We start from the raw sequence: 12,823 nt of genomic DNA, 5'->3' as shown, positions 1-12,823 counted from the left end.
AAGGAAGCCAAGATGCGGCCGAATCCCTTAAGCTTCGATCAAAATCATGGAGCATCGGATGTTTGCTATGGATCTCATGCACACGCTGGCTTGTGCAATGCGCCCCTTCGCCGCACGCGCCGCGCTGCTCGCGGCCTGCGCCCTGCTGGCGGCCTCTCCTGCACAGGCCCAATGGAAATGGATATCGTCGGCGGGCGTGGTCCAGTACAGCGACCAACCGCCCCCATCGAACATTCCCGCCAAGAATATTCTGGCCAAGCCGCTCGCCGCCACGGCACCACAGGAACCCTCGGCAAGCGCGGCGGCTGCCTCGGCCGCCTCACCGCCCGCCAAGGAGCAAGCCCAAACCCAGGCCGCCCGCGATTTGCAGCAAAAGCTTGAGCAAGACAAGCGCGCCAAGGAAGCGGCACAGAACCTGCAAAAGCAGATCGAGGCGCAGGCGCGCCAAGCCAATTGCCTGCAGGCGCAACGCCAGCTGCAAACCCTGGACAGCGGCGTGCGCATGGCCGAGGTCGACCCTCAGGGCAATCGCACCTACGTGACCGACGCCCAACGCGCCGCGCAGCGCCAGCAGGCGGCGGCTGCCATCGCGGCCAATTGCCGCTGAGCGCACGCGGCGGAGGAAACCGTCGGATGGCGCTGCCCCCGGTTTGCCGCGTCAGCCCTTCGCTTGCGCCGCCAGTTCGAGCATCAGTCGTACGCGGATTTTGACGGCATTCAGCCCGTCGTACGCGCCGCCTTGCGGCATCCCGGCTCGCGAGGCATAAACCACCCTGACCCCCGCCGATTCGGCGACGTCCAGAGCCGCCTGCAAGTCTTCATGAACCGTGCCGTGTCCAGTACCGATGACGACCAATCCGCCAAGTCCGGGCTGTAGCGCACCGCTGCGCGAAGCCTGCAGCAGGGCGCGCACCACGCCGCCGTCCGCCCCGGCGTGACTCGACACCAGTTCCACCCGCGGCCAGTTTCCCGCGGACGGCACACTTAGCGTTTGCGGCTTCTCGCCAGGATGGTTCCGCGTGAATTGCAGCCCTTGAGGCCCGACAAAACCCAGCGGCCCCCGCTCGCCCGAAGTAAAAGCGTCCAAGGCCATCGGGTGCGCCTTGGTGACATCGCAAGCGCCATGCACGCGGCCGTGCAGCGCGCACAGCACCCCGCGCCCCGCCGCGTCGGGGCTGGCCGCAACCTGCACCGCGTCATAAAGATTGCGCGGCCCATCGGCTGACAACGCGGTGGCGGGACGCATCGCCGCAGTCAGGACCACGGGTTTGCCGGGGACCAAGACACACTGCAGGAAATAGGCAGTCTCCTCCAGCGTGTCGCTTCCATGCGTGACGACACAGCCGACGGCATCCGGCCTGGCGAACCACTGGGCGATACGCGTTGCCAGCTTGCTCCAAACCTCGGGGCGCATGTCCTTGCTGTCGATGCTCGCGACTTGTTCCGCGTGAAGCTCGGCCAGCAGTTCGATGCCGGGCGCGGCCTCGACCAGCTGCGCGATATCGAGCACCCCCGCGCGGTATCCGCCCTGGGCGGGATGGGCCGTGGAAACGCCTGCAATGGTTCCTCCCGTGCCCAGCACGAGAACTTTGGGCAGAGGCAGCCGGTCTGCGGATTGCGTCGGATTCATATCTGGATAAAAATACAGGCTGTGCAGGATGACAGTAGACCGAAAGGTTGGGCGCCGGAAAGGGGCCTGCCCTTTCAAGGAGCCCCCATGCAAGCATCAAACAGCAAGCTTACTGCGCGCCAGAGCGAGATCCTGGCGCTCATCGCCAAGGCCATCGAGCGCACCGGTTACCCGCCGACCCGCGCCGAAATCGCCGCGGAGCTGGGTTTTCGCTCCGCCAACGCGGCTGAAGACCATTTGCACGCGCTGGCGCGCAAAGGCATGATCGAGCTGTCTCCCGGCACTTCGCGCGGCATCCGGCTCACGAGCTTGGCTCGCCAGGCGTCCAGGCCGGCGACTTGCCGCCCGCTTGCGCGCGCACTGCCCGGCATGGAACAGCTCATGCTGCCGCTCATCGGGCGCGTGGCGGCTGGCAACCCCATCCTGGCCCACGAACACATCGAGCGCACCATCGAAGTCGAAGCCAAGCTTTTTCAGGCGCGTCCCGACTACTTGCTCAAGGTCAAGGGCATGAGCATGCAAGGCGCCGGCATTCTCGATGGGGACTTGCTCGCCGTGAGGCAAACGCAAGATGTGCGCAATGGCCAGATCGTCGTCGCGCGCCTGGGTGACGAAGTCACCGTCAAACGCTTTCAGCGCAGGGACGGTCATATCGAACTGCTGCCGGAAAATCCCGACTTTCTTCCCCTCGTCATTCAACCCGGCCAGCCGATCGAGATCGAAGGTGTGGCCGTGGGCCTGATCCGGCACGCGTTCTGAACCAGGCGAAAGCGCCACGCTATGCGGAGGTGGACGCGGTGGCGAGGTGCAGCGCCTGCGCGCTGACGAGCATGCCGTCCACGTCCGCGTACAACCAGTCGCCCGGACGCACCCACACCCCCTGGATGCGCACCGCCACATCGCGGCTACCCTCGCCCAGCTTGCTCGGCGGCATCGGCATGCACGCCAGCGCGCGCACGCCAATCGGGGCGGCAGCGATTTCCGCGACATCGCGCACGCAACCGTCGATCACGACTCCGGCCCAGCCGTTGCGCGCCGCCAACGCCGCCAGATTCCCGCCGAACAGAGCGTGACGCATGGAGCCCCCGCCGTCGACCACCAATACGCGTGCCATGCCTGCCGTCTCCAGCGCAGCGCGCACCTGGCTGTTGTCTTCATGGCATCGCACCGTGCTGACTTGGCCGTGAAAGGCCAACAGGCGGCCGAAATTCTTGAACTGTGGGGGCAGCACCCTCACCGATCCGGCGGCGATCGCCTCGATTTGCTGATCGCAAAAATCACAGGTTGAAATCGTCTTGGTCATGTGAATTCTCCTGTTCGCTTGAAAACCGCACCAGACAAGATGCCGCCATTGAAACCGTAATCGGCACCGCAATGCATGTCCCAGGTCAAACCGAACACGCTCGCCCGCATGCATCGGCCGATCGGACCTGGGAGGGTATGGGTAGGGGGTTATGCTTGCATCCGAATCCTTGAATCATGTCCTCCGATTTCATGACTAGCCTGCTGCACTGGTTTGAACCCTGGTATCCATCATGGCCGATGGCCGCGTTTCTTCTTGGGGGCGCCGGGCTCTACCTGGCTGGGAGCTGGCGGCGGCATACGCCTTGGTGGCGCCAGATGTGGTTCTGGCTCGGCTGGCTGCTCATCTATCAGGGTTTGCAGACCCAATGGGATTACTACGCCGAACACCAGTTCTTCCTGCACATGCTGCAGCAGATGGCTCTGCATGATCTAGGGCCCTTGCTGGTGATGCTCGCCTGGCCTGGGCCGACCTGGCGTGCGGGGCTTCCGGCACGTTGGCGCAGCCGCTACCTGATGCCCATCATGCGCACCACGCCGATGCGTGGCTTGACGGCGTTCGTGCTCAATACCTGGATTGCCGCCATCTTGTTTTCCGGCCTGGTCGTGTTCTGGCTGATCCCGGTCATCCATGTCGGCGTGATGCTCAACACCACGCTGTATCAGTTGATGAACTGGACGATGGTGTTCGATGGCCTGTTGTTCTGGTGGCTGGTGCTGGACCCGCGCTCGACTCCGCCGGCGCATATCCGCCCGGGCGGGAGAATCTTCCTGCCCATCCTCGCCATGATTCCGCAAATGGTCCTGGGCGCCGTCCTGGCCCTGACCAGCGCCGACTGGTATCCGATCTACACCCTATGCGGCAGAGCCATTTCCGGCATCGAGCCGCTCACCGACCAGCATCTCGGCGGCCTGATCCTCTGGATCCCCGCTTCGGGATTGAACGTGATTGCCGCGATGGTGGCCTTGCGCAACTGGATGCGCCTGTCGGAGCGCGGCCGTTTGCAGGAAAAGGCGCGCCAGCCGCGGCCCGGGCCGTCATCGGACGCCAAGCCAAGCGCAGCGGCTTGAGAACAAACCACCCGAAGCACGGCCTCTTGCGTCCCGGCGCCGAGCAAGGCCCGCAAACGTTCAGTCGTCCAGCAACTGCCGCAGATCATGCACGATGGACTTGACCGGTGACTGGTCCGACCCGATCAGCGTGCCTCGTCCGCTCTTGCTGAAGACATAGATGGCAGCGCTGTGATTGACCACGTAGTTGCCGTACTTGTCCTTCTTGCCGTCATCAAAGGCCACGTGGTAGCGTTTGGCCACGTCCTGAATCTGCTCCATCGTCCCGGTCAGCCCCACGGCCTGCGGACTGAAGGCCTGGGTATAGGCGTGCAGCACCGGCAGGGTGTCGCGTGCCGGGTCGACTGAAACGAACAGGATGCGCACATCCTTGCCCTGCGGCCCCAACTCCTTCACAGCCTCGGCGAGATGCGACATGGTCAACGGGCAGACGTCCGGGCAATGCGTGTAACCGAAATACAAAACGACAACCTTGCCCTCGTAGTCCTTGGCCGTGACCTTCTGGCCCGTGTCCGCGGTCAGGTCGAACTTCAAGTTCGGCAACACCGTGCCGACATAGTCCAGGTCCCAATGCTGCTTCTTGCCGCAGCCTGTCAACATCAGGCCAAGGCTCAGGGCTGCGCCGGCAAGAAGCAGGTGTCTACGTTCGGGCTTCATCATCGATCAAAGGAGTCAGGTTTCGGGCTTTGCCCAGCATGAGGCGAAGGCCACATGCTAGCGGTCCCGCACGCGCGCCCATGTCCATGCGCCTGCGATGCGGCCGCTGCCGGATGCCATCGCCACGAGCGACGACTGCGGCATCGGGCGCGAGAACGCTCTTGGTACGGGGCAAATCCGAGGCCAGTACGTAAGAGAGAAAATGCCGGCCCGAAAGTTCGGCGCGACGGCCCGGCCCTTGCGCGAGCGCAAATTCCCAAGGGCTGGGCCGATGCTTCAATGCACGATGCGTTCGAACACGATCTTGCCCGCCCGCGCGTCGACTGGCACGACCGATTTCGGTCCGAACTCGCCTTCCAGAATGCGCCTGGACAGCGGATTCTCGATCTGGCTCTGGATCGCGCGCTTGAGGGGGCGCGCACCGAAAACCGGGTCGTAACCCGCCTTGGCGATTTCGACGATGGCGGCGGGGGTCACTTCCAGCCGGATGTCCATCTGGGCGAGCCGACTTTCCAGCGACTTGAGCTGGATGCGCGCAATGCCCTCGATCTGGTCCTGGCTCAGGCTGTGAAACACGACGACCTCGTCGATGCGGTTGAGGAATTCGGGGCGGAAATGCTGTTTGATCTCCACCCATACCGCATCACGCACCGCCTCCTGGGGCTGGCCGGACATGGCCATGATGTGCTGCGACCCCAGATTCGACGTCATCACGATGACGGTGTTCTTGAAGTCGACGGTGCGCCCCTGCCCATCGGTCAGGCGCCCGTCGTCGAGAACCTGCAACAGCACGTTGAACACGTCCGGATGCGCTTTTTCCACCTCGTCGAGCAAGATCACGCTGTAGGGTTTGCGCCGCACCGCCTCGGTGAGATAACCGCCCTCCTCGTAGCCCACGTAGCCTGGCGGCGCGCCGATGAGGCGGGCCACCGAATGCTTTTCCATGAATTCACTCATGTCGATGCGGATGAGGTGATCGTCGCTGTCGAACAGGAACTCCGCCAGCGCCTTGCACAGTTCGGTCTTGCCCACGCCCGTGGGGCCGAGGAACAGGAAAGAACCATAAGGCCGGCGCGGGTCCGACAGCCCGGCGCGCGAACGGCGGATGGCGTCCGACACGGCGCGGATCGCCTCGTCCTGCCCGACCACGCGCTGATGCAGCCTGTTCTCCATGTGCAGGAGCTTGTCGCGCTCGCCTTGCAGCAGCTTGGACAGCGGGATGCCCGTGGCCCGACTCACGACCTCCGCGATTTCCTCGGCTCCGACCTGGGTGCGCAGCAGGCGCGGCATGCTCTTGCCGCGCGTGTCTTGGCCGGACGTTTCCATGGCCTGAGCCTCCTTCAGCTGGCGCTCAAGCTCCGGCAGGCGGCCGTATTGCAACTCGGCCACCTTGTTGAAGTCGCCCTTGCGCGTCAACTCTTCGATCTGGAAGCGCGTCGCGTCGATTTGCTCCTTGATCTGCGCCGAACCCTGCACAGCGGCCTTCTCGGCTTTCCACACCTCTTCCAGGTCGGCATATTCCTTTTGCAGTTTGGCGATTTCCTCCTCGATCAGGCCGAAGCGTTTCAGCGAAGCCTCGTCCTTTTCCTTGCGCACCGCCTCGCGTTCGATCTTGAGCTGGATGATGCGCCGGTCGAGCTTGTCCATCACCTCGGGCTTGGAGTCGATCTCCATCTTGATGCGCGAGGCCGCCTCGTCGATCAGGTCGATGGCCTTGTCCGGCAGGAAGCGATCGGTGATGTAGCGGTGGCTGAGTTCGGCCGCGGCGACGATGGCCGGATCCGTGATATCCACGCCGTGATGCAACTCGTACTTTTCCTGCAGGCCACGCAGGATGGCGATGGTGGCCTCCACCGTCGGCTCGTCGACCAGCACCTTTTGGAACCTGCGCTCCAGCGCAGCGTCTTTCTCGATGTACTTGCGGTACTCGTCCAGGGTGGTCGCGCCGATGCAATGCAACTCGCCACGCGCAAGCGCCGGCTTGAGCATATTGCCGGCGTCCATCGCGCCTTCGGCCTTCCCGGCGCCCACCATGGTGTGAAGCTCGTCGATGAACAGGATCACCCGCCCTTCCTCGGCAGCCACTTCCTTGAGCACGGCCTTCAGGCGCTCCTCGAACTCGCCGCGATACTTGGCCCCGGCGAGCAGCCCTGCCATGTCCAGCACCAGAACGCGCTTGTTCTTCAACGTCTCGGGCACCTCGCCAGCCACGATGCGCTGCGCAAGACCCTCGACAATGGCTGTCTTGCCCACGCCAGGCTCGCCGATGAGCACCGGGTTGTTCTTGGTCCGGCGCTGCAGCACCTGGATGGTGCGGCGAATTTCGTCGTCGCGGCCGATCACCGGGTCGAGCTTGCCGGAACGTGCCCGCTCGGTCAGGTCGAGGGTGTACTTGTTCAGGGCCTCGCGCTGCTGCTCGGCGTCGGCGCTGGTCACGTTCTGCCCGCCGCGCACGGCGTCGATGGCTGTCTCCAGCGACTTGCGGCTCAAACCGTTGTCCCGCGCCAAACGGCCGGCGTCCCCCTTGTCGTCGGCCACCGCGAGCAAAAACATTTCGCTCGGAATGAACTGGTCGCCGCGCTTGGTTGCCTCTTTTTCCGTCAGATTGAGCAGGTTGTTCAGTTCGCGACTGATCTGGATATTGCCCTCGTTGCCCTGCACCTGAGGCAGCCGGCCGATGGCGGCCTGGACCGCGGCGGCCATCCCCGATACATTGGCCCCGGCCCTACCGAGCAGTGCCTTGGGTCCATCCTGCCGCAGCATGGCCGCCAGCAGATGCAAAGGTTCGATATAAGGGTTGTCCTGCGCCACTGCCAGCGACTGAGCCTCGCCAAGCGCTTCCTGAAATTGGGTCGTCAGTTTTTCGAATCGCATGGATTACTCCGGGTTACGGGGTCGCAGATGCGGCATTCAGGCCGCATTTTCAAGTCCAAATTCCATGCATATCTTGATCTGGATGAAACGGCGTAAGCTCTACCAAGAGCATCATGGGCTCAAAACGCGGAGCGGATGTTCGGTCCCGGGGCGCCCGACTTGCCGCGAAGCTTGTCTGACCGCTTGCAATACAGCATTCAGCCTCCATGTCTTTTTCAACCTCAAGGAGAATTCAAGATGGCCAGAATCGCAAACAACAATCCCTCCGCCGCCACCGACAAATTGGTCACCGATCTCAAGGAGGTGGCTTCTGACGCGGAGGAACTGCTCAAGCTCACCGCAGGCCAGGCTGGCGAGAAGATCGCGGACGTGCGCGGACGGCTAAGCGAGCGTTTGTCCAGTGTCAAATCGCAATTGGTTCAGTTCGAAGCCGAAATGCTGGAAAAAGGCAAGGAAGTCGCGCGCGTCACCGATCAGTACGTGCACGACAACCCCTGGAAGTCCATCGGCGCGACCGCCGGGGTGGCTTTCCTGCTCGGACTTCTGATCGGCCGCAGGTAAGGTTTTCCGTGGCTGAGGAAGCTCAATCGAGCTGGGGTGGAAGCCTGCGCTCCCGGCTCGACATCTTGCTCGGTGCGGCGCAAACCCGGCTCGCGCTGCTGACGGTCGAGTTGCAGGAAGAAAAGTTGCGCTTGGCGCGGCTTTTGTTCATGACCGTGCTGACGGCTCTGTTCCTGGGCTTTGCCGCCGTGTTCGCCGTCCTGTGGGTCACCGTGGCCCTGTGGGATGACCATCGGTTGCTCGCGCTGGGCTTGAGCACGGGCCTATTCCTTGTCCTTGGCCTTGCCGCCGCCTCGGTGGCGGCGCGCACGGTCGCAGCGGGAAGCCAGCTGTTTGCGGCCAGCCTTGCCGAGCTTGACAAGGATCGTGATGCGCTGAAAACCCGGCCATGAGTCCCGAATCCGTCGATTTGCTGCTGCGCAAGCAACGCTTGCAGCTCCAGGCCGCGCAGCAGCGCCAAGCCTACATCGGCATGCTGCAGGACGTCGAAGCAGGCCTTGCCAAGCTGGAAAGCCTGCAAGCCATTGCCCAAGGCCTCGGAAAGTCCTTGCGCCGCCATGCGCGGGGCCTGTCGGTCGCGGGCCTACTGCTTTTCCTGTGGCGACCCCGCGGCGCGCTGCGTTGGCTGCGTCGCGGCTGGCTGGTCTATTGGGGCGGGAAACGCCTGCGCACCGCGCTGAACGCGGTTCTGCTTGCCGCGCGGGGCGCGTTTTCTGGCTGAACCGGAGCCTCAGCGCGGCGCGGCGCCGACGTTGGTCGCGGCAACGCCCCACCGAGCCAGCGCCGCATCGTCGGCTTCCCGTGCATCCACCCACTGGGCGCCTTGCGAGGTGGTTTCCTTTTTCCAGAAAGGGGCCTGGGTTTTCAAGTAATCCATCAGGAAGGCGCAGGCCTCCAGCGCCGCGTGTCGATGCGCCGAGGCCACCGCCACGAGCACGATCGGGTCGCCCGGCAGCAAAACACCAATGCGGTGGATGATGGTGGCGGCCTGCAGCGGCCAGCGCTGCTGCGCCTCGCGCACCATGCCCAGAATGCTGCTCTCGGTCATGCCCGGGTAATGCTCGAGTTCGAGCGCTTGCACGCTTTGCTCGCCGAGGGCCTGGGTCGCCGTGTTGTGGGCGCGGCAAATTCCTTCGAAACACGCGACGGCGCCGATGTCGGTACGCCCGGCGCGCAGAGAACGCATGACATCTCCGGCATCGAAGGCTTCGCGCTGGATGCGGATGGTGGGCTCGAAGTGTTGCGTCATAGAGCGATGCTCTGCGTCAGGCTGGGACGCGGAGGTCAACCTCCGGTCACGGGGGGAAAGAATGCCACTTCGCAACCAGGACGCAGCGGCGTTTCGGGTTCGGCCATGACGTGGTCGCGCGCCACGCGTAGCGGTTTGTCGGGTGCCAGAGCCATGGCGTGCCGCGGACTGCGCTGCGCGAGCCAGTGGCGCACGTCACCGAGGGTACGCAGATCTTGCGGCAGCTCCAGGGTTTCGCTGCCATGGCCGATGGCTTCGCGCACACTGGCGAAATAGCGTATCGTCGTTTGCATGGGCTTGGGCGTCAGTTCAGCAAGTCGGAGTACGGCAGGAAATTCACCAGCTCTCCAGCCTTGAACGTCTTGCCCGGGGCATTGTCCACCAGTCCGTCGCTCCAGACTGTGGAGGTCAGCACGGCCGAATTCTGATTGGGGAAGAGTTCAACCCTGCCGTCGGCGTCGAGACGCGCGCGCAGGAATTCCCGGCGTGTGTCAGCCTTGAGCCAATCGCTCGCGCTCGGCAGACGCAAGACGCGCGGTCCGCATGTGTTTGCGCCTTGCAGGGCGAGCAGGAATGGACGCACGAACATCAGGAAGGTGACGAAACTCGACACGGGGTTGCCTGGCAGACCGATGAAATGGGCCGTGGTGTCGCCCGCCGCGCGCCGCAGCGAGCCAAAGGCTAGGGGCTTGCCGGGTTTCATGGCGATCTGCCACAACGCGAGCCGCCCGAGCGACTGCACGGCGGGCTTGACGTGATCCTCACCGCCGACCGACACGCCCCCGGAGGTGAGCACCAGGTCATGTGCCTCGGCTGCCTGGCGCATGGCGTCCTGGGTGGCGTCCAGCCGGTCCGGCACCTGGCCGAGGTCGGTCACGGCGCAGCCCAGGCCCTGCAGCAGCCCGGCGAGCAGAAAGCGGTTGCTGTTGTAGATGGCACCCAAGCGCAGGGGCGCTCCGGGCTGGGTGAGCTCGTCGCCGGTGGACAGCAGGGCCACGCGCGGACGCGGAGCCACGGCCAGGGTCGCGATGCCCACCGAGGCAGCCTGTCCCAGATCCTGCGGTCGCAGGCGGTGCCCGGCGCGCAGGACGACACTGCCAGCCTGCACGTCGCAGCCCTGCGGACGCACCCATTCCCCGGCCTTGGGTACATGCTGGACGATCACGGTGTCGGCTTGCGCGACACATTGCTCTTGCATCACCACGGCATCGGCACCTTCGGGAATCAGCGCGCCAGTGAAAATCCGCGCGGCCTCGCCTGCCCCCAGCGCCTGCCCCACATGCCCAGCGGCTATGCGCTGCGTCACGCGCAAACGGGTGCCGGGCTGACCGAGATCGGCGCTGCGTACGGCGTAGCCATCCATCTGGGTGTTGGCCGCCGGCGGCACGTCGATCGGGCTGCGCACGTCGGCCGCCAATACCCGTCCGAGCGCCTGTATGGTCGGTACCTGTTCCGCGGGCCCAAGCGGGCAGGCCGCCTGCAGCAAGGTCTGCAAGGCGGCTTCCATCTCGATCAGGTCACTGGGTTTCGAATTCATGGGCGGTAGGTGAAACGCTCTTGCTCGTCGAGTAGCCATTGCGCGATCGCGGCGGGCTGGTTGAGATCCAGCAGTCGGGCCGTGGTCGGTTGCGGCAGCTTGTCCGCATCGTCCGTGGCGATGGCCAGGATATGGGGATCGTCGGGGTAGCACACCGGCTTGCCGGCCGCGTGGCGCCACACCTCGATTTTAGGAATAGGGGCGTGCTTGAACCCTTCGACAAACACCCAATCCACGGTTTCGAGCATGGGTAAAAGATCGCCAACCGTGTATTCGACCGGTTGCGCCGACTCCCGCTGCAAGGCGAGCAAGTGGCTCGACGCCACCAGAACCTCGTACGCGCCAGCCTTGCGGTGGCGCCAGGAATCCTTGCCCGGGTAGTCGATATCGAATTTATGGTGGGCATGCTTGATGACGGATACCTTCTGCCCGGACAGGCGCAAATGCCCGACGAGTTGCTCAACCAGCGTGGTCTTGCCGCTGCCGGAGTATCCAGCGAAACCCACGACGCGCATCGAAAGCACCCCGGCCTCAGACATGCTGCGTGATATAGGCTTTCAGCGCGTCGACATCCGGTTTCATCACCGTGAAGCGTTGCGGACGCCGCTCCAGATCCTCGCTTCCTGGCGGACGCGGAGGCTCTTGCGCAATGGCTTCCACGAGCGTGGCGGAGAATTTTGCGGGCAGCGCGGTTTCGACCACCAGCATGGGCACGCCCTCGTCCTGATGCGAACGCGCCACGGCCACGCCATCGGCGGTATGCGGATCGATCATCACCCGATCGCGCTGCCAGACCTCGCGGATGGTCTGCACCCGCTGGGCATGATTGCTGTGGCCTGAAACCATGCCGCTGGAGCGCATCCGGACGTAGGCGGGGTCATGGGAGAGGTCGAAAAAACCCCGCTCGGTCAGCTGCCGTTCGAAGAGGTCGCGCGTGCGCGACGCGTTGCGTCCCAGCATGTCGAACACGTAGCGCTCGAAGTTGGAGGCCTTGGAGATGTCCATCGACGGACTCGAGGTGTGGTGGGTCTCGGCGGGGCCGCGGGGCCGGTAAACCCCGGTGCGGAAGAACTCGTCGAGCACATTGTTCTCGTTGGTGGCGAGGATCAGCTTATGGATAGGCAAACCCATCTGCCGAGCCACATGCGCGGCCAGGATGTTGCCGAAATTGCCGGAAGGAACCGCGAAAGACACCGGATCGCCGATGCTGCGCGCAGTACGCAGATAACCTGCAAAGTAGTAAACAACCTGGGCCACGACACGCGCCCAGTTGATGGAGTTGATGGTGCCGATGCGATGGCGGCGCTTGAACTCCAGATCGCCGGAGACGGCCTTGACCATGTCCTGGCAGGTGTCGAACACGTCCTGCACGGCGATGTTGTGGATGTTGTCGTCCGTCAGGCTGTACATCTGCGCGGTCTGGAACGGGCTCATCTTGCCGAATGGCGAGAGCATGAACACGCGGATGCCATGGCGCCCGCGCATCGCGTACTCCGCCGCGCTGCCGGTATCGCCGGACGTGGCGCCGAGAATGTTGAGAACCTCCCCGCTGCGGGCAAGGGCATGCTCGAACAGGCGGCCGAGCAATTGCATCGCCATGTCCTTGAAGGCCAGGGTCGGCCCCTCGGACACGCCCAGCAGGGCCATGCCGCCCGACAGGGGCTTGATGCGCACGATCTCGTCGCTGCCGAAGTGTTCCGCCGTGTAGGTGGCGTGAACCAGTTGGCGCAAGGCCGCGGCATCGGCCGGGGCGGTGTAGCGCCGCAGGATCTCGAAGGCCAGATCCGGATAGGACAGGCCCTGCAGGGATTGCAGATCGCCGCGAGTCAGACTCGGGTAATGGTCGGGCAGGTAAAGCCCGCCATCCGGGGCCAGACCCTCGAGCAGGATGTCGTCGAACTGGCGCTGCGCCGCCTCGCCGCGGGTGCTGAGATAGTTCATG

At 64.3% G+C, this 12,823-nt stretch carries 15 protein-coding genes; 6 read left to right on the top strand and 9 right to left on the bottom strand.

Annotation, left to right across the window (positions count from 1 at the left end; genetic code table 11):
• Window positions 1-67 precede the first annotated feature (67 nt).
• Window positions 68-607 carry a DUF4124 domain-containing protein gene (locus THIARS_RS15420; protein WP_245845944.1) on the top strand — a complete coding sequence of 180 codons (540 nt, stop codon included), beginning with the start codon at window positions 68-70 and terminating at the stop codon, window positions 605-607.
• Window positions 608-658: 51 nt separating this feature from the next.
• Here the strand turns inward: THIARS_RS15420 and THIARS_RS15415 are convergent, their stop codons facing one another.
• On the bottom strand, window positions 659-1,630 hold the full coding sequence (locus THIARS_RS15415) for an asparaginase (RefSeq protein WP_094161667.1): 972 nt from the start codon (window positions 1,628-1,630) through the stop codon (window positions 659-661).
• 87 nt (window positions 1,631-1,717) lie between these two features.
• Here THIARS_RS15415 and lexA point away from each other — a divergent pair, with 87 nt between their 5' ends.
• Window positions 1,718-2,389, top strand: coding sequence for a transcriptional repressor LexA (gene lexA / locus THIARS_RS15410; RefSeq protein WP_094161666.1), 672 nt, complete (start codon window positions 1,718-1,720; stop codon window positions 2,387-2,389).
• A 19-nt stretch (window positions 2,390-2,408) separates the two neighbouring features.
• Here lexA and rraA read toward each other — a convergent pair whose 3' ends face one another.
• Window positions 2,409-2,933, bottom strand: coding sequence for a ribonuclease E activity regulator RraA (rraA, locus tag THIARS_RS15405; protein WP_094161665.1), 525 nt, complete (start codon window positions 2,931-2,933; stop codon window positions 2,409-2,411).
• Between the two features lie 191 nt (window positions 2,934-3,124).
• On the opposite strand from rraA, the gene THIARS_RS15400 reads away from it, so the two are divergent.
• Entirely contained in the window at window positions 3,125-4,003 is an 879-nt protein-coding gene (locus THIARS_RS15400) for a cytochrome c oxidase assembly protein (RefSeq protein WP_094162177.1), read from the top strand.
• Between the two features lie 60 nt (window positions 4,004-4,063).
• Here THIARS_RS15400 and THIARS_RS15395 read toward each other — a convergent pair whose 3' ends face one another.
• Together THIARS_RS15395 and clpB are read right to left on the bottom strand one after the other, a co-directional pair.
• Window positions 4,064-4,663 (bottom strand): SCO family protein, encoded by a 600-nt coding sequence (locus THIARS_RS15395; protein WP_094161664.1) that lies wholly within the window; start codon window positions 4,661-4,663, stop codon window positions 4,064-4,066.
• A gap of 273 nt (window positions 4,664-4,936) precedes the next feature.
• Window positions 4,937-7,534 (bottom strand): ATP-dependent chaperone ClpB, encoded by a 2,598-nt coding sequence (gene clpB, locus THIARS_RS15390; protein WP_094161663.1) that lies wholly within the window; start codon window positions 7,532-7,534, stop codon window positions 4,937-4,939.
• Window positions 7,535-7,771: 237 nt separating this feature from the next.
• On the opposite strand from clpB, the gene THIARS_RS15385 reads away from it, so the two are divergent.
• The 3 genes from THIARS_RS15385 to THIARS_RS15375 are packed head-to-tail and all read left to right on the top strand — an operon-like array spanning window position 7,772 to window position 8,816.
• Window positions 7,772-8,095 (top strand): ElaB/YgaM/YqjD family protein, encoded by a 324-nt coding sequence (locus THIARS_RS15385; protein WP_094161662.1) that lies wholly within the window; start codon window positions 7,772-7,774, stop codon window positions 8,093-8,095.
• Window positions 8,096-8,103: 8 nt separating this feature from the next.
• The gene (locus THIARS_RS15380; protein ID WP_094161661.1) at window positions 8,104-8,487 is read left to right on the top strand and encodes a phage holin family protein; all 384 of its coding nucleotides are present in this window, start codon (window positions 8,104-8,106) and stop codon (window positions 8,485-8,487) included.
• Entirely contained in the window at window positions 8,484-8,816 is a 333-nt protein-coding gene (locus THIARS_RS15375; RefSeq protein WP_094161660.1) for a YqjK family protein, read from the top strand. The genes THIARS_RS15380 and THIARS_RS15375 overlap by 4 nt, the downstream gene beginning before the upstream one ends.
• 9 nt (window positions 8,817-8,825) lie before the next feature.
• Here THIARS_RS15375 and THIARS_RS15370 read toward each other — a convergent pair whose 3' ends face one another.
• The 5 genes from THIARS_RS15370 to thrC are packed head-to-tail and all read right to left on the bottom strand — an operon-like array spanning window position 8,826 to window position 12,822.
• The gene (locus tag THIARS_RS15370) at window positions 8,826-9,344 is read right to left on the bottom strand and encodes a molybdenum cofactor biosynthesis protein MoaE (RefSeq protein ID WP_094161659.1); all 519 of its coding nucleotides are present in this window, start codon (window positions 9,342-9,344) and stop codon (window positions 8,826-8,828) included.
• 35 nt (window positions 9,345-9,379) lie between these two features.
• Window positions 9,380-9,637, bottom strand: coding sequence for a molybdopterin converting factor subunit 1 (gene moaD, locus THIARS_RS15365; RefSeq protein WP_094161658.1), 258 nt, complete (start codon window positions 9,635-9,637; stop codon window positions 9,380-9,382).
• Window positions 9,638-9,648: 11 nt separating this feature from the next.
• Window positions 9,649-10,881 (bottom strand): molybdopterin molybdotransferase MoeA, encoded by a 1,233-nt coding sequence (locus THIARS_RS15360; RefSeq protein WP_094161657.1) that lies wholly within the window; start codon window positions 10,879-10,881, stop codon window positions 9,649-9,651.
• A complete protein-coding gene (gene mobB, locus THIARS_RS15355) occupies window positions 10,878-11,396 on the bottom strand; it encodes a molybdopterin-guanine dinucleotide biosynthesis protein B (RefSeq protein WP_094161656.1) in 519 nt (172 codons plus the stop codon). Before mobB ends, THIARS_RS15360 begins: the two co-directional genes overlap by 4 nt.
• Window positions 11,397-11,412: 16 nt before the next feature.
• Window positions 11,413-12,822, bottom strand: a complete 1,410-nt coding sequence (thrC, locus tag THIARS_RS15350; protein WP_094161655.1) for a threonine synthase — start codon at window positions 12,820-12,822, stop codon at window positions 11,413-11,415.
• Window position 12,823 lies beyond the last annotated feature (1 nt).

This window comes from Thiomonas delicata, from assembly GCF_900088825.1.
GTDB classification, from domain to species: Bacteria; Pseudomonadota; Gammaproteobacteria; order Burkholderiales; family Burkholderiaceae_C; genus Thiomonas_A; species Thiomonas_A delicata.
Note: the sequence above shows the minus strand (reverse complement) of the source record. Positions and strands in the feature narration are given on the sequence as shown.